Source organism: Pseudomonas extremorientalis (genome assembly GCF_001870465.1).
Taxonomy (GTDB): domain Bacteria; phylum Pseudomonadota; class Gammaproteobacteria; order Pseudomonadales; family Pseudomonadaceae; genus Aquipseudomonas; species Aquipseudomonas extremorientalis.
In genome coordinates this window covers 1-16,448 of the sequence record NZ_MDGK01000013.1, presented here as the reverse complement: position 1 = coordinate 16,448, position 16,448 = coordinate 1, and the positions used below count along the sequence as shown (strand labels likewise).

At 60.3% G+C, this 16,448-nt stretch carries 15 protein-coding genes; 5 read left to right on the top strand and 10 right to left on the bottom strand.

The features are described from left to right. Positions 1 to 44: 44 nt before the first annotated feature. The 5 genes from pyk to gcl all read right to left on the bottom strand — a co-directional run bounded on the left by pyk (position 45) and on the right by gcl (position 6,416). A complete protein-coding gene (pyk, locus tag BFN10_RS03395; RefSeq protein ID WP_071488474.1) occupies positions 45 to 1,460 on the bottom strand; it encodes a pyruvate kinase in 1,416 nt (471 codons plus the stop codon). Continuing rightward, entirely contained in the window at positions 1,450 to 2,730 is a 1,281-nt protein-coding gene (locus BFN10_RS03390; protein ID WP_071488473.1) for a glycerate kinase type-2 family protein, read from the bottom strand. The genes pyk and BFN10_RS03390 overlap by 11 nt, the downstream gene beginning before the upstream one ends. A 208-nt stretch (positions 2,731 to 2,938) precedes the next feature. Beyond that, positions 2,939 to 3,829, bottom strand: coding sequence for a 2-hydroxy-3-oxopropionate reductase (locus BFN10_RS03385; RefSeq protein WP_071488472.1), 891 nt, complete (start codon positions 3,827 to 3,829; stop codon positions 2,939 to 2,941). An 18-nt stretch (positions 3,830 to 3,847) separates the two neighbouring features. Then, positions 3,848 to 4,630, bottom strand: a complete 783-nt coding sequence (hyi, locus tag BFN10_RS03380) for a hydroxypyruvate isomerase (RefSeq protein WP_071488471.1) — start codon at positions 4,628 to 4,630, stop codon at positions 3,848 to 3,850. A 10-nt stretch (positions 4,631 to 4,640) separates the two neighbouring features. Next, positions 4,641 to 6,416, bottom strand: a complete 1,776-nt coding sequence (gene gcl / locus BFN10_RS03375) for a glyoxylate carboligase (protein ID WP_071488470.1) — start codon at positions 6,414 to 6,416, stop codon at positions 4,641 to 4,643. A gap of 256 nt (positions 6,417 to 6,672) precedes the next feature. On the opposite strand from gcl, the gene BFN10_RS03370 reads away from it, so the two are divergent. Then, positions 6,673 to 7,113 carry a GlcG/HbpS family heme-binding protein gene (locus tag BFN10_RS03370; protein WP_071488469.1) on the top strand — a complete coding sequence of 147 codons (441 nt, stop codon included), beginning with the start codon at positions 6,673 to 6,675 and terminating at the stop codon, positions 7,111 to 7,113. Between the two features lie 44 nt (positions 7,114 to 7,157). Here BFN10_RS03370 and BFN10_RS03365 read toward each other — a convergent pair whose 3' ends face one another. After that, complete coding sequence (locus BFN10_RS03365) at positions 7,158 to 7,763, bottom strand: TetR/AcrR family transcriptional regulator (RefSeq protein ID WP_058427897.1); 606 nt, start codon at positions 7,761 to 7,763, stop codon at positions 7,158 to 7,160. A gap of 134 nt (positions 7,764 to 7,897) precedes the next feature. On the opposite strand from BFN10_RS03365, the gene BFN10_RS03360 reads away from it, so the two are divergent. Then, positions 7,898 to 8,818 carry a DUF808 domain-containing protein gene (locus BFN10_RS03360; protein ID WP_071488468.1) on the top strand — a complete coding sequence of 307 codons (921 nt, stop codon included), beginning with the start codon at positions 7,898 to 7,900 and terminating at the stop codon, positions 8,816 to 8,818. A gap of 86 nt (positions 8,819 to 8,904) precedes the next feature. Here the strand turns inward: BFN10_RS03360 and BFN10_RS29160 are convergent, their stop codons facing one another. From BFN10_RS29160 to BFN10_RS03350, 3 genes are all read right to left on the bottom strand, one after another. Further along, positions 8,905 to 9,408: a hypothetical protein gene (locus tag BFN10_RS29160; protein WP_130898163.1), complete on the bottom strand. Its 504-nt coding sequence runs from the start codon at positions 9,406 to 9,408 to the stop codon at positions 8,905 to 8,907. Between the two features lie 215 nt (positions 9,409 to 9,623). After that, complete coding sequence (locus BFN10_RS03355) at positions 9,624 to 10,412, bottom strand: MlaA family lipoprotein (protein WP_071488467.1); 789 nt, start codon at positions 10,410 to 10,412, stop codon at positions 9,624 to 9,626. Continuing rightward, positions 10,405 to 11,703, bottom strand: coding sequence for a serine/threonine protein kinase (locus tag BFN10_RS03350; RefSeq protein WP_071488466.1), 1,299 nt, complete (start codon positions 11,701 to 11,703; stop codon positions 10,405 to 10,407). The genes BFN10_RS03355 and BFN10_RS03350 overlap by 8 nt, the downstream gene beginning before the upstream one ends. Before the next feature lie 236 nt (positions 11,704 to 11,939). Between BFN10_RS03350 and BFN10_RS03345 the strand changes: the two genes are divergently transcribed. Then, entirely contained in the window at positions 11,940 to 12,308 is a 369-nt protein-coding gene (locus BFN10_RS03345) for a hypothetical protein (RefSeq protein WP_071488465.1), read from the top strand. A gap of 81 nt (positions 12,309 to 12,389) precedes the next feature. Here the strand turns inward: BFN10_RS03345 and BFN10_RS03340 are convergent, their stop codons facing one another. After that, on the bottom strand, positions 12,390 to 13,943 hold the full coding sequence (locus tag BFN10_RS03340) for a glycoside hydrolase family 17 protein (RefSeq protein ID WP_071488464.1): 1,554 nt from the start codon (positions 13,941 to 13,943) through the stop codon (positions 12,390 to 12,392). A gap of 331 nt (positions 13,944 to 14,274) precedes the next feature. On the opposite strand from BFN10_RS03340, the gene BFN10_RS03335 reads away from it, so the two are divergent. Both BFN10_RS03335 and BFN10_RS03330 read left to right on the top strand, forming a co-directional pair. Next, entirely contained in the window at positions 14,275 to 15,126 is an 852-nt protein-coding gene (locus BFN10_RS03335) for a glycine betaine ABC transporter substrate-binding protein (protein WP_025857941.1), read from the top strand. A 121-nt stretch (positions 15,127 to 15,247) separates the two neighbouring features. Beyond that, positions 15,248 to 16,396 carry an integrase core domain-containing protein gene (locus BFN10_RS03330; protein WP_071488463.1) on the top strand — a complete coding sequence of 383 codons (1,149 nt, stop codon included), beginning with the start codon at positions 15,248 to 15,250 and terminating at the stop codon, positions 16,394 to 16,396. Positions 16,397 to 16,448: the final 52 nt, after the last annotated feature.

Sequence of the window (16,448 nt, the reverse complement as noted above, 5' to 3'; positions counted from 1 at the left end):
TCAAATGTGGGAGGGGCTTGCCCCCGATGAGGCCCTTACAGACGCTAAATCAACGTCTCGATACGCAGCGAATTGGTCGACCCCGGCTGCCCGAACGGCACCCCCGCCGTAATCACCAACGTATCCCCACGCTCCGCCATGCCCTGTGCCTGGGCTATCTCCAGTGCTGTGGAGCACACCTCATCCACTTGGCGCAGGCGGTCATTGACCACCGAGTGCACGCCCCACGCCACGCTCAAGCGCCGCGCCGTGGACAGGTTCGGCGTAAGGTTGAGGATCGGCGCCACTGGCCGCTCCCTGGCCGCGCGCAGGCTGGAACTGCCCGACTCGCTGTAGTTCACCAGCACCGCCACCGGCAGGATGCTGCTGATGCGGCGGATCGCACAGCTGATGGCGTCCGACACCGTGGCATCCGCCTTGGGCCGGTTGACGTCGAGCTGGGTCTGGTAGTCCGGTCCGTTTTCCACCTGACGGATGATCTTGCTCATCATCTGCACGGCTTCCCGCGGGTACTCGCCGGACGCCGTTTCCGCCGACAGCATCACCGCGTCCGCGCCTTCGGCCACGGCGTTGGCGACATCGGTGACTTCGGCACGGGTCGGCGCCGGCGAGAAGCGCATCGACTCCAGCATCTGCGTGGCCACCACCACCGGTTTGCCCAGTTGGCGGCAGGTACGGATGATGTCTTTCTGGATCTGCGGCACGCTCTCGGCCGGCACTTCCACGCCCAGGTCGCCCCGGGCCACCATGATGGCGTCGCTCAGTTCGGCGATTTCCCGCAGGCGCAGCACGGCCGAGGGCTTTTCGATCTTGGCCATCAGGAAGGCCTTGTCGCCGATCAGCTCGCGGGCTTCGCGGATATCCTCCGGGCGCTGCACAAACGACAGCGCCACCCAGTCCACGCCCAGTTCCAGGCCGAAGCTCAGGTCGCGCCGATCCTTGGCGGTCAGAGGGCTGAGTTCCAACAGGGCTTGTGGGACGTTCACGCCTTTGCGGTCCGACAGTTCGCCGCCATTGAGCACGGTGGTGTCGATGGCGTCAGTCTGTTTGGTGATGACCCGCAGACGCAGCTTGCCGTCATCCAGCAGCAGGTCCATGCCCGGCTCCAGCGCCGCGATGATTTCCGGGTGGGGCAGGTTGACCCGGCGCTGGTCGCCCGGCGTCGGATCCAGGTCAAGGCGCAGGGCCTGGCCGCGCACCAGTTGCACTTTGCCCTCGGCAAAACGCCCGACGCGCAGCTTCGGCCCCTGTAAATCCATGAGGATGCCCAACGGGTAATTCAGCTGGCGCTCGACCTGGCGGATCCATTGGTAGCGCTGGGCGTGGTCGGCATGATCGCCGTGGCTGAAATTGAGCCGGAAGATATTCACCCCGGCTTCCACCAGTTCGCGGATGTCATCGATACCGTCGGTGGCCGGGCCCAGGGTGGCGAGGATTTTGACCTTCTTGTCAGGCGTCATGTTGGGCAGCCTCAAGGATCAGGATGGCGCGGAAGTCGTTGACGTTGGTGCGCGTCGGCTCGGTGACGATCAACCCGTCGAGGGCGGCGAAATAGCCGTAGCCGTTGTTGTTGTCCAACTCGTCGCTGGCCGACAGGCCGAGTGCTTCGGCGCGGCGGTAACTGCAGGGGGTCATGATGGCGCCGGCGTTGTCTTCCGAGCCGTCGATACCGTCGGTGTCACCGGCCAGGGCGTATACGCCGGGCAGGCCCTTGAGGCTATCGGTGAGGCTCAGCAGGAACTCTGCGTTGCGCCCGCCACGGCCAGTGCCGCGCACGGTGACGGTGGTTTCGCCACCGGAGAGGATCACGCATGGCGCCGCCAGCGGCTGGCCGTGTTGCACGATTTGCCGGGCAATGCCGGCGTGTACCTTGGCCACGTCCCGCGCTTCGCCTTCCAGGTCGCCGAGGATCAATGGGCTGAACCCGGCCTGGCGCACTTTCACCGCCACGGCTTCGAGAGATTGCTGCGGGCGGGCGACCAATTGGAAGTGGCTGCGCGAGAGCACCGGGTCGCCGGGCTTGACGGTTTCCGAGGCCGGATCTTGCAACCAATTGCGCACCGAGGCGGGAACGTCGATGTGGTAGCGCTTGAGGATCGCCAGGGCCTGTTGCGAGGTGCTCGGGTCGCCCACCGTGGGCCCGGAGGCAATCACCGTGGCCTGATCACCGGGTACGTCGGAAATCGCATAGGTGTAGACCGTCGCCGGCCATGCGGCTTTCGCCAGGCGGCCGCCCTTGATTGCGGAGAGGTGCTTGCGCACGCAATTCATCTCGCCGATGGTCGCGCCGGATTTGAGCAGGGCTTTGTTGATGGCCTGTTTGTCGGCCAGGGTGATGCCTTCGGCGGGCAGTGCCAGCAAGGCGGAACCGCCACCGGACAGCAGGAAGATCACGCGGTCGTCTTCACCGAGGTTACCGATCAATGCCAGAACGCGCTTGGCCACCGCGAGGCCCGCCGCATCGGGCACCGGGTGCGCGGCTTCGACCACTTCGATTTTTTTGCAGGGTGCGCCGTGGCCGTAACGGGTGACCACCAGGCCGCTGACGTCGCCCTGCCAGCAGTTCTCCACGACCAGCGCCATGGCGGCGGCCGCCTTGCCGGCGCCGATCACGATCACACGGCCGCTGCGGTCGGCGGGCAGGCAGGGTTCAAGGACTTGCCGGGGGTGGGCGGCGTCGATGGCTGTGGCAAACAGCGCGCGAAGCAGGTGTTGCGGATCGACCGACATAAGCGGGCTCCCGGGGATTTTTGTTATTAGAGGTGCGTCAATTTCAGGCTTGGAATGGGGTCAAATGGTGGGAGGGGCGGTGCGACGATTCGACTTGCCCCCGATGGCATGCTTTCATTCAACATTTTTGTCGGTTGATACACCGCTATCGGGGGCAAGTCGAATCGTCGCACCGCCCCTCCCACATTTGACTGCAGCTCATCAGGGGTTATTTATCGCGAATCGAGAAGTTCGCCATATGCTCCAGGCCCTTGATCAGCGCCGAATGGTCCCAGTTGCCGCCGCCAATCGCGGCGCAAGTGCTGAACACCTGTTGCGTACCGGCGGTGTTCGGCAGGTTGATGCCCAGCTCCTTGGCCCCGGCCAGTGCCAGGTTGAGGTCTTTCTGGTGCAGGTTGATACGGAAGCCCGGATCAAAGGTGCCCTTGATCATGCGTTCGCCATGCACTTCGAGGATTTTCGACGAGGCAAAGCCGCCCATCAGGGCTTCACGCACCTTGGCCGGGTCGGCACCGTTCCTGGACGCGAATAACAATGCTTCGGCCACCGCCTGGATATTCAGCGCCACGATGATCTGGTTGGCGACCTTGGCGGTCTGGCCATCGCCATTGCCGCCCACCAACGTGATGTTCTTGCCCATGGCCTGGAACAGCGGCAGTGCGCGTTCGAAGGTCTGCGGCTCGCCACCGATCATGATGCTCAGGGTGCCGGCCTTGGCGCCGACTTCGCCACCGGACACGGGCGCGTCCAGGTACTGCGCGCCGGTCTCGTTGATCTTCGCGGCGAATGCCTTGGTGGCAGTGGGGGAGATCGAACTCATGTCGATCACCACCTTGTTCGGCGACAGGCCTGCGGCGACGCCGTCCTTGCGGAACAGCACGTCATCCACCTGGGGTGTATCCGGCACCATCACGATGATGAACTCGGCTTCCTGCGCCACCTGCTGCGGGTTGGCCAGGGCCACGGCGCCAGCGTCGATCAGCGCTTGCGGGGCCTTGCCGTGGTGCTCGGAGAGGAACAGTTGGTGGCCTGCTTTCTGCAGGTTCGCGGCCATGGGTTGGCCCATGATGCCGGTGCCGATGAATCCGATTTTAGCCATGAAAGAATCCTCTTTTTATTAGATGGCGTTATGGGTCTTCAACCAACCCAAACCCGCTTCGGTGGTGGTCAACGGCTTGTATTCACAGCCGACCCAACCCGTGTAGCCGATGCGGTCCAGATGCTCGAACAGGAAGCGGTAGTTGATCTCACCGGTGCCCGGCTCGTTACGCCCCGGGTTGTCCGCCAACTGGATATGGTTGATCTCGCCCAGGTGCGCGGCCATGGTGCGGGCCAGGTCGCCTTCCATGATTTGCATGTGGTAGATGTCGTACTGCAGGAACAGGTTGTCGCTGCCGACCTGTTCGCGAATCGACAGGGCCTGCGCCGTGTTGTTCAGGTAGAAGCCAGGGATGTCGCGGGTATTGATCGCTTCCATCACCAGCTTGATGCCCACCGCTTGCAGTTTTTCAGCGGCGTACTTGAGGTTGGCGACGAAGGTTTTTTCCAGGGTTTCGTCATCAACGCCGTGTGGGCGGATGCCCGCCAGGCAGTTGATCTGGGTGTTGCCCAGCACCTGGGCGTAGGCGATGGCCAGCTTGACCCCGGCGCGGAACTCTTCGACGCGGTCCGGGTGACACGCCAGGCCGCGTTCACCCTTGGCCCAGTCACCGGCCGGCAGGTTGAACAGCACCTGGGTCAGGCCGTTGGCGTCGAGCTGCGCCTTGATTTCAGCGGAACTGAATTCATACGGGAACAGGTATTCGACCCCTTGGAAACCGGCATCGGCAGCCGCTTTGAAGCGGGCAAGGAAGTCCTGTTCGGTAAACAGCATGGACAGGTTGGCGGCGAAACGCGGCATAGGGTTCTCCTTAATCGAGCAGGGAAATGGCAGTCGGCGCATCATTGCCGACCAGCGCCAGATCTTCGAATTCATTGACGGCGTTGATCTCGGTGCCCATGGAAATATTGGTCACGCGCTCCAGAATAATCTCAACGATCACCGGCACCTTGAATTCTTCGATCATTGCCTCGGCGCGGCGCAGTGCCGGCGCGATCTGGCCTGGCTCGAACACGCGCAGGGCCTTGCAACCCAGGCCTTCGGCGACGGCCACGTGGTCTACGCCATAACCGTTGAGTTCCGGGGCGTTGAGGTTGTCGAAGGACAGCTGCACGCAGTAGTCCATTTCAAACCCGCGCTGGGCCTGGCGGATCAAGCCCAGGTAGGAGTTGTTCACCACCACGTGGATATACGGCAGCTTGAACTGCGCGCCCACGGCCAGTTCTTCGATCATGAACTGGAAGTCGTAGTCGCCGGACAGCGCCACCACCTTGCGGCTCGGGTCGGCCTTGACCACACCGAGGGCGGCGGGGATGGTCCAGCCCAGTGGGCCGGCCTGGCCGCAGTTGATCCAGTGGCGTGGCTTGTACACGTGCAGGAACTGCGCGCCGGCAATCTGCGACAGGCCGATGGTGCTGACGTAGCAAGTGTCTTTGCCGAACACCTGGTTCATTTCTTCATACACACGCTGTGGCTTGACCGGTACGTTGTCGAAGTGCGTCTTGCGGTGCAGGGTGGCCTTGCGCTGCTGGCAGTCGTGCAGCCAGGCACTGCGATCCTTGAGTTTGCCGGCAGCTTTCCACTCGCGGGCCACTTCAATGAACATCGTCAGGGCGGAGCCCGCGTCGGAGACGATGCCCAGGTCCGGGGTGAAGACGCGGCCAATCTGCGTGGGCTCGATGTCGACGTGAATGAAGGTGCGGCCCTCGGTGTACACCTCGACCGAACCGGTGTGACGGTTGGCCCAGCGGTTACCGATGCCCAGCACCACGTCTGACTTGAGCATCGTCGCGTTGCCATAGCGGTGGGAGGTTTGCAGGCCGACCATGCCGACCATCTGCGGATGATCGTCAGGGATGGTGCCCCAGCCCATCAGGGTCGGGATCACTGGGATGCCGGTCAACTCAGCGAATTCCACCAGCAGCTCGCTGGCGTCGGCGTTGATCACGCCACCACCACTCACCAGCAGCGGGCGCTCGGCCTGGTCCAGCAGGGCCAGGGCTTTTTCCACCTGCACGCGGGTGGCCAAAGGCTTGGCCAGGGGCAGCGGCTGGTAGGCGTCGATGTCGAATTCGATCTCGGCCATCTGCACGTCGAAGGGCAGGTCGATCAGCACCGGGCCGGGGCGGCCAGAGCGCATTTCATAGAAGGCTTTCTGGAAGGCATACGGCACTTGGCCGGGCTCCAGGACAGTGGTTGCCCACTTGGTCACCGGCTTGACGATGCTGGTGATGTCCACGGCCTGGAAATCTTCCTTATGCATGCGGGCGCGGGGCGCTTGCCCGGTGATGCACAGGATCGGGATGGAATCGGCCGAGGCGCTGTAAAGACCAGTGACCATGTCGGTGCCCGCCGGGCCCGACGTGCCGATGCACACGCCGATGTTGCCGGCCTTGGTGCGGGTGTAGCCCTCGGCCATGTGGGAGGCGCCTTCAACGTGGCGAGCAAGGACGTGATCGATGCCACCCACCTTCTGCAAGGCCGAATACAGCGGGTTGATCGCGGCGCCTGGGATACCGAAGGCGGTGTCTACGCCTTCACGGCGCATGACAAGGACGGCGGCTTCGATTGCTCTCATTTTGCTCATGATTTTGGTGCCTCTTGCGTTTTGTAATTGTATACAAGTGGTTTCTGTACAAAGTGTATTCACGGCGAGCTGCGCAGGTCAATGCATTTTATAAACTGGCCTTTGCGCTCATCTGAACGGCTTTTTTCGACGTATGGAGCCTTTTTGTGAAAATATTGTATACAAAAATAAAAGTCATTGTGTTCTATTTGTTGAATGGAGCATCTGATCATTCAGACCTGCACCGCTTTCCCAATAACAAAAGAAGGACGGCACCATGAGCGCTTTAACCTTGAAAATTGCCACCCAGCTGGCCAGTCAGGCCCTCACCGCAGGGCGCACGATTTCTGCTGCGCCGCTGACCATCGCGGTGCTCGACAGCGGCGGTCATCTGGTCGTGCTGCAACGGGAGGACGGCGCGAGCTTGCTGCGCCCGCAGATCGCCATTGGCAAGGCCTGGGGTGCGATTGCCCTGGGCAAGGGGTCACGCCTGCTGGCACTGGACGCGCAGCAACGCCCGGCCTTTATCGCCGCATTGAACAGCCTGGGGCAGGGCAGTGTGGTGCCAGCGCCGGGTGGGGTGTTGATTCGAAGTCAGGAAGGTGTGGTGCTGGGCGCGATCGGGATCAGCGGGGATACGTCGGATATTGATGAGCAGTGTGCGATCACGGCGATCGAGGGGGTGGGGTTGATGGCGGATGCCGGGGTGTCAGCTTGATTTTGTGTTGACTTGCCCCCGATTGGCACACACACCACGGTGTGTCAGTCCGGCTCACAGCCCTTGAGCACCAACCGGATAATGGTCTGCGCCGCCGCCTCGTAATCCGCTTCATCCAACTTGGCCTTGCCGGTCACTGCCGAGATCTGCCAGTCGAAATCCGCGTAGGTCTGTGTGGCCGCCCAGATGCTGAACATCAAGTGATTGGGGTCAATCGCCGCGATCAGGCCACGATCCACCCAATCCTGGATGCATGTAATGTTGTGCTTGGCCTGGGCGTTCAACTGCTCGACCTGATCAGCGCTCAGGTGCGGCGCGCCGTGCATGATTTCGCTGGCGAACACCTTGGAGGCAAACGGCAGGTCACGGGAAATGCGGATTTTCGAGCGGATGTAGTTGCTCAAGACTTCCTTGGGGTCGCCCTGCGGATTGAACGGCGTGGAGGCGGCCAGGATCGGCTCGATGATGCTTTCGAGCACCTCGCGGTAGAGGTTGTCCTTGGACTTGAAGTAGTAGTAGACGTTGGGCTTGGGCAGCCCGGCCTTGGCGGCGATGTCGCTGGTTTTGGTCGCGGCGAAGCCCTTGTCGGCGAACTCCTCGCTCGCCGCCCGCAGGATCTTTTCTTTGTTGCGCTCGCGAATGGTGCTCATAAACCTGGAGTTTCCTTGCCAAGACTGGCGGTTGCGCATGGTAGCACCGGCTATCCGCGCGCCTCAACAATCTGCCCGTTGGGCCTTTTGCCGCGTTATGCTCGCGCCATCTCACTCTTACGGAAGCCCGATTCATGGCAGGAAGCAGCTTGTTGGTGTTGATCGACGATATCGCCGCGGTACTCGATGACGTTGCCCTGATGACCAAGATGGCGGCGAAGAAGACCGCCGGGGTGCTGGGCGATGACCTCGCGCTCAATGCCCAACAGGTCTCCGGCGTGCGCGCCGAACGGGAAATTCCCGTGGTGTGGGCGGTGGCCAAGGGCTCCTTCGTCAACAAGTTGATCCTGGTGCCCGCAGCGCTGTTGATCAGTGCGTTCGCGCCGTGGGCGGTGACGCCCTTATTGATGCTCGGCGGTGCCTACCTGTGTTTCGAAGGTTTCGAGAAACTCGCGCACAAGTTTCTCCACAGCAAGGACCAGGACCAGGCTGAACATGCGCAGTTGGTCGAGGCTGTGGTCGATCCGGCAACCGACCTGGTGGCCTTCGAAAAGGACAAGATCAAGGGCGCCATTCGTACCGACTTCATCCTTTCCGCCGAAATCATCGCCATCACCCTCGGCACTGTGGCCGATGCGCCACTGATGCAGCAGGTCATCGTGCTGTCCGGCATCGCCATTGTCATGACGGTGGGCGTCTACGGACTGGTGGCCGGTATCGTCAAGCTGGATGACCTGGGCCTGTGGCTCACCCAGAAGCCCGGCCAGGTGGCGCGCAGTATCGGCGGCGGCATCCTGCGGGCAGCACCGTACATGATGAAGAGCCTGTCGGTGATCGGTACGGCGGCGATGTTCCTGGTCGGCGGTGGAATCCTTACCCATGGCGTGCCGGTGGTGCATCACTGGATCGAAACGTTCAGCCAGGGCGTGGGCGTGGGCGGGGTGGCGTGGTTGGTGCCGGTGGTGCTGAACGGCATTGTGGGGATTGTTGCGGGGGCGGTGGTGCTGGCGGTGGTCAGCGCAGTGGGCAAGCTCTGGAACGCCGCGAGGGCTTGATCCGTTGGCAATAAAAAGGCCATTCAATCGAATGGCCTTCTAAGAAGTGTTTGCTCTACCGTCTGTAAGTTATGCTTCGCGAAGTGTTATCGCCGGTTAACGATATCGCCCGACAATGCTTCTTCTCCCCTTTCGCAATAATCCAATAAACGCATGAATTCCGAATCTGCGTGTACGGTGTTGGAAATGTGACGAGCTTCTAACGTTGGGCGATCGCGCATAACGCCATCGATTGTATTGTTGTTTTCCGGCGAGTAAGCGCCGCCCAGCCTGTCGATACGTTCAAGCACGTTCAATGCCTTGATCGCAAAGTTTAGTTGCTGAAGCGGACTTAAAGATTTGTCGTTCCAATGGCCACCCAGTTGTTTATAAAATTTATTAAGGTCCAGGAATTGAGCCCCGTCTGGTTTTCCCCTTTTGTCTAGAGTTGAAAAGAGAGGGTCTTCAAGGACCTGTTTAAGGATGCGAGAATAACGTATGTCTCGGTCATGACCGGAAACAGGGGCGGGATGAACTGAGGTTGTTGAAGGCGTTGCTGCAGGCAGGGAGGTGAAATAGGGTGTACTGTAGCCATTTTTAATAGGGATCATAAGTAAACAACTCCATTTGATTAAGTATAGTTTCTGTTTTTCTGGCGAGGCAGGAAAATGTATCGGTTGCGCAGTCTTAGTGCGTCGTATGGCTGGGCGGTTCCATGAAAACGGTACGGCGCGAGGCGAGGTTTTTACTGGTTATGTTGAAAATCTTTGGCAATAAAAAAGGGCTGCCCGAATAACCGGGTAGCCCTGTATTTGCTGAATTTATATTATTCGGCTATTTGTAACTTTCGAGACTCAGTATAGATATACCGCACTTTCTCATATTCAAACGGCGAGTTCATCTGCCCGTACCGGAAGCTGGTCTGATAGCGCTTGTCCACCGCACGCAACGCCCAGATTTCCGGGTGATTGGAGCTGACTTCCGACACGTTGAGGAAGTTGATCTGGGTTTCCGCGCCGTAGTCGACAATCAGGCCAGTGGTGTCGCGCAGGTTGGATGGACCGAAGATCGGCAGCACCAGGTACGCACCGCCAGGCACGCCGTAGAAGCCCAGGGTCTGGCCGAAGTCTTCGCTCTGGCGCGGCAGGCCCATGGCGGTGGCCGGGTCCCACAGGCCGGCGATACCGAGGGTGGTGTTGACCAGCAGGCGCCCGGTGGTTTCCAGGGAGCGGTGGCCTTTGAGTTGCAACAGGCTGTTCAACAGGTTGGGCACGTCGCCCAGGTTATTGAAGAAGTTACTCACGCCGGTGCGCAGGAAGCTGGGGGTCACATAGGTGTAGCCGTTGACCACCGGCAGGAACACCCATTGGTCGAAGCGGTAGTTGAAGTGGTACACGCGGCGGTTCCACGACTCCAGCGGGTCATACACGTTGAGTGCGGTGAGCGACGAGCGCTCGAACTCCCTCTGGTCCAGGCCTGGGTTGAACTTGAGCTTGCTCAGCGGTTCCTTGAAGCCGTCGGCATCCATATTGACCGGCTCATGGGCCTTGCTGTTGTCGGCATTGGCCACGCCTGCGCACATCAAGGCGGCAAGCAGCAGAAGATATTTAGCCACGGAAGAACTCCAGCATGGCGTCGGCGTTGACGCGGTAATTGAGGTTGCCGCAGTGGCCGCCCAGCGGGTAGACGGTCAAGCGATCGCCGAAGGTTTTACGCAGGAAACCGAGGTCGCCAGGGCCGAGGATCACATCGTCCGCGTTATGCATGACGGCGATTTTCGGGCTGTTGTGCAGGTAGTCCTTGAGGGCGTACAGGCTGACCTGGTCGACCAGTTGCAACAGGCTGCCGCCATCGGAGCGCGCGCGCCACATCGGGATCACTTGTTCGGTGAGGTAGCAATCGAAGTCGCATTGCAACGCACGCTTGAGAAACGGCGTAAGGCTGGTGCCTTCGGTGATCGGGTACTTCGGCGGGATGATCAGGCCACGGCGGTTGATCAGGTCCGAAGTAAAGGCGATGTCGGCCGCTGAAAAACGGAACGAGGTGCCGATCAGCATGGCCATCTGTTCGTTGGTCAAGTGCTGCTTGGACTGCTGGAAGTCGTACAGCAGGGCGTCGTTAAGGTCGATGTAGCCCTTTTGCTGAAAGTAACGGGTCAGCTTGTTCAGCACCAGCTCATAGAAGGTGGTGGTGTTGTTGATGCCCTTGACCTCGGTCTGTACCAGCTTGTCGAGGTTGGTGATCGAGGTGTAGAGGTTGACCGGCGGGTTCAACAGCAAGACTTTCTTGAAGTTGAAGCTGCGACGGGTCTCGTCGAGCTTGGCCACAAACGCCGCATCCAGGCCGCCCAGGCTGTAGCCGGTGAGGTAGAAGTCGGTGACCGGCAATGAGGCGTTCTGCGCGCGCACGGCTTGCATCACGCGGTACATATCTTCCGCGTCTTCCTGGGTGATCCCCGGGGTGGCGAAGCGCGAGGCGGCGCTGATGAAGTCGAAGCTGGTGGGCGACGACAGTTGCACCACATGGTAGCCGGCCTGGTAATACAGTTTTTTCAGGTATTCGTTGAGGCTGCTGTCAAACCGCGCGCCGGTGCCGGCGATCAGGAAGATCAGCGGCGCCGCTCGGTCCTGCTTGGCGATGCGGTAGGTGAGTTTCTTCACCGCCCAGAAGTTGTCCGGCAGGCTGAACTCGCGCTCGGGGCGCATGTTCAGGGTGTAGTCGGATTGGTTGATCTCGTCATCGCTCGGCAACTTTGGCCGAAGATCGGGCGGCGTGGTGGCGATGGTCGCTTCAAACGGGTTGGTCAAAGGGTAGCCATAGCTGGCCTGGTCAATATCGACGGCCAGTGCTGACGCACTCAGAAATAGGCTGCCCAGCAGGGCAGCACAGCGCAAGGAACGGAGCATGACTTAATCCCTAGGAGGAAACGTGCTTAATGAAGTTCGCAGGCTATGACCACCGCGTCGTCGCCGAAGTGCCAGCACTCGGCACGAAAAGTCGGTAAATAACGTCGGAATCGGGGTAATAGTAGCGAGAAGATACACTTTGCCGCGCTTTGATGAATACTAATTGTGTGTATGCGCCTTGCTAACGGCTGTCGGAGCATTAAGCTGAGCGCCGTTTTTGCCTATCGGAGTGGCCCATGTCCCGTCGTTTACCGTTGATTTTGCTGCTTATTGCCCTGCCGCTATGGTTGGCTGCCAGTTACGGTGCGCGCTATGGCTTTATGGAGGACGGCCAGTGGGTGGGCATCTGCGCGGATGAAGCCAGCCGCTGGGAATGCCAATTGCGTTCGAACCTGGGCCTGATGATCCACTTCAAGGTGCTGGGCTGGACCGCGTTGATCACGTCGGTGCTGGCGTTTTTTGTGCCTGGCCGCGTGGGTTGGGGGTTAGCGGTGCTGGGGGTGGCGTTCGGGTTGCCGGCATTGGCGTTGTACAACACCACGTTTGCGGTGTTTGCGGTGGTGATTGCGGGGTTGCGGTTGGTCAGGAAGCCCCGCGTTGCCTGATAGGGCCTCATCGGGGGCAAGCCCCCTCCCACATTGGTAGTGTATTGACCTGTGGCAGGGGGCTTGCCCCCGATAACGGTTTTAGACCTTGCGCACCCGCAAGCAGCGCCACAAGGCTGCCGTCATGAGCAGGCTCACTACCGCCCAACCCCAAGCCTGCTGGTTCAACAACCCTTCACGGTACAACTGCGGCGCAATACCCGCACCGATGATGAAGGCCAGCAAGGCAATCTCCCGGCGCGGTCCGGTCACCGGACGCACCAGGTACACCAGGGCTGGCAACACCAGCGCTGCGCTCGGGAAGCTGCGGTAGCGCGGGTCAAACACCAACGCCAGCATCATCACCGCCCCCGCAAAACCGGCAGTCGCCACCAGCCAGCCCGCGCGCTGCTCCAGCCAGTTGAATGCGCGTGCGCGCCAATCTTGCCGTGCGCTCAAGGCCAGGGCGGCATGGGCCAGCACCAGCAGGTTCATCACCACCAGCAAGCCTGCCCACACCCATTCATCGTTGAACCGCGCGGTGACGCGGGTCAGCTCGGCCCAGGTGCCGATGGAGCAGGCTGCCACGGCGCCCAGCAACGGCAGGGCGATCGCGGTGCGCGTGCTGCGCACACGGCCACCCAGAACCAGGGTGCCCAGCAGGATGATCCCGCCCACGCCGAGCCATAGCGGCCAGTACGGCACATTGGTAACCGGCCCGGCGAGGATACCCTTGTCCTGCCGATTGGCATCGAACAGGCCCCAATAACCACCGACGGCACCTTCACTCCCACGCTTCCACGGCTGGTCAAAGGCCTCGATCAGGTTGTAGCGCCAGCCATTCGCCTCGGCCATGGCCACGAAACCCCGCATGAACCTGGCTTCGTTGACCCGGCTCGGCACGGCGGTTTCGCGCTGGCGACCTTCGCTGGGCCAGCCGGTTTCACCGATCAGGATGTCCTTGGGCGCGAATTTGTTGCCGAAGGTCTGGCGCACATCGCCCACGTGCTTGAGCGCCTGGTCGATGCCGGAAGGGTCATCTTCCCAGTAGGGCAGCAGGTGTATCGTCAGGAAGTCCACCGCCGGCGCGATTTCCGGGTGTTGCAGCCAGAATTCCCACACATCCGCATAGGTCACCGGCTGCTTGATCCGGCTTTTGACGGTCTGGATCAGCGTCACCAACTGTTTGGCGGTGACTTCTTTACGCAGCAGCGCTTCGTTGCCGACGATCACCGAGGTCACTACGTCAGGGTTGGCGTTTGCTGCCGTGATCAATGTTTCGATTTCTTTCTCGGTCGCCACTGGGTCGCTGCTGACCCAGGCGCCTGCCATTACCTTCAGCCCATGTTCGCGTGCCATGCTTGGCAACGCTTCCAGGCCGACCATTGTGTAGGTGCGCACGCACTCAAAGCGGGTGGCCAGCAGGGCCAGGTCGGCGTCCATGCGGTCCGGCCGCAGTTTGAACGGCTGATCAAACGGAGATTGGTCTTTATCGAACGGCGTGTAGGACGCGCACTGCATCTTGTGTGTGGCGCTGGCGACATCGGGCAGCACTACGGAGCGGCCGAGGCCATACCAATAGCCGATCAGGGCCAGCAGGCCGAGGAGCAGGGCGCAGAAATAGGGCAGGGCAGGGAAGCGGGCAGTCGCAGGCATGGTCGGCTTATCTGGAGAGCAAAGGCGCGCATCTTACCCGGATTTAGGCCGTCCCAGTGGGGCCGCATAATTTTGACATGCAAAGTTCGGGCGGGATTTTGGCGTCAAGTCCTACAAAACGCCCTGCTGGCTATGTGATGTCGTTTCTTGCTTGTATGAGGTCGCTGACAGAGCAGGTCGAAGGGCGCGGCAGGTTGATGATCGAACTGTCAGCACTCCACTGATGCCGCAGACACCGGATCGATGCGCGTGACGGGGGCGCGGTGCACCACATAACAACAGGTTGACGTCGCTCGGCATCCGTCGGGCGCAGCACTTTCGGGGAAGTACGATGAAGATGCGACGACTCTTGGGCGCAGCTGCCACTCTGGTAGTTGCGATGAGCTCCACACTGGCCAGCGCCGACAGCAAAACCCTGAGCATCGGCTATGTGGACGGCTGGTCCGACAGCGTTGCCACCACGCACGTGGCGGCAGAGGTGATCAAGGCCAAGCTCGGTTATGACGTGAAACTGCAAGCGGTAGCCACCGGGATCATGTGGCAGGGCGTGGCCACCGGCAAGCTCGACGCCATGCTGTCCGCCTGGTTGCCGGTGACCCACGGTGAGTATTGGGCCAAGAACAAGGACAAGGTGGTCGACTACGGCCCCAACTTCAAGGATGCGAAGATCGGCCTGATCGTGCCGGAGTACGTCAAGGCCAAGTCCATCGAAGACCTCAAGACCGACACCACCTTCAAGAACAAGATCGTCGGTATCGACGCCGGCTCGGGCGTGATGCTCAAGACCGACGAAGCGATCAAGCAGTACGGCCTCGACTACAAACTGCAAGCCAGCTCGGGTGCGGCGATGATCGCCGAGCTGACCCGCGCCGAAGACAAACAGGAATCCATTGCGGTCACCGGTTGGGTGCCACACTGGATGTTCGCCAAGTGGAAACTGCGTTTCCTGGACGATCCAAAAGGGATTTATGGTGCTGCTGAAACCGTCAACAGCATCGGCAGCAAGGGCCTGGAAAAGAAAGCGCCGGAAGTCGCGGCCTTCCTGAAGAAATTCCAGTGGGCCTCCAAGGACGAAATCGGCGAAGTCATGCTGGCTATCCAGGAAGGCGCCAAGCCTGATGCAGCGGCCAAGGATTGGGTCGCCAAGCACCCTGAGCGCGTAGCCGAGTGGACCGGTAAGTAACGGCCCCTGATATACCCTTGTGGGAGGGGGCTTGCCCCGGTACAAACCGGGGACATCGTTTACATTTCTAACCGGGGACATGGTTTACAGGTTAATACGCATGATCAGGAGGTAACTGATCATGCCCTGGAACCAAGAGTCCCCCATGAACCAACGAATCAAGCTGGTTGCTGACTGGCTTTCGGGTAACTTCACGAAAAGCCAGCTGGCCCGCCGCTTCGGTGTCAGTCGACCTACCGTAGACAAATGGATTTCTCGGCATAACGGCGATTTGAAGTCGTTAGCCGAGGTTTCTCGGCGACCTCATAACAGCCCCAACAAGACCGACGATAAGATCCTGGCTCGCGTAGTGGCCATGAAGGAAGCCCACGATAAATGGGGGCCAAAGAAGCTCATTGAGCTATTGCGAATTGAAGATCCCTCTATCGATTGGCCGTCTCCCAGTACAGCCGGCCAATGGCTTGACCGACTTGGGCTGGTCAGCAAACGGCGGTTCAAGCGTCGGCACGGTACCTCGCATATTGAAATGCGAGAGGCCAATGACCCCAACAAAACCTGGTGCGTGGACTACAAAGGGCAATTCAAGATGCTCAACGCCCAGCTTTGCTTCCCGCTGACGGTTACAGACCATGCATCCCGTTTGATTCTGGCGTGCAGGGCTCATCCTAAAATCATGACCCAGCCTGTAAAACAAACCTTTGAGCGGCTTTTTCAGGATTACGGCATGCCGGAAGTCATTCGCTCAGACAACGGAGTCCCTTTCGCCTCTCCTGGCCTGGCGAGGATATCCACACTGGCCGTTTGGTGGATCCGTTTAGGTATCTATCCCGAGCGAACCATGCCGGGAAGACCTGCCCAGAATGGTCGACACGAACGAATGCATCGCAGCCTGAAACTTGAGCTACCGCTAGGGAGCAACTTGGTCGAGCAGCAGCTTTTGCTGGAGCATTTCCGGCATGAGTTCAATTACGTACGCCCTCATGAAGCGCTTGGTATGAAACGTCCGGGAGATGTGTACGTGCCATCTACCCGACGGTACCCAGGGTGCTTGCCCGATGTGGAGTATCCGGCAGAAATGCGGGTGCGAAGCGTCAGGCAGGATGGATCGATCAAGTGGAACGGCAAGTTGGTATTTGTCAGCGAGGCCCTATCCGGAGAAAGGATAGGTCTTAAAGAAGCTGAGGATGATGTCTGGGATTTGTACCTGTGTGATTATCCCTTGGGGAGGCTTGGACGAGGTATGACCCGCGTCCAAGCCTCAAATGTGTAAACGATGTCCCCGGTTTCAGATGTAAACGATGTCTACGGTTCTACACCCCGAT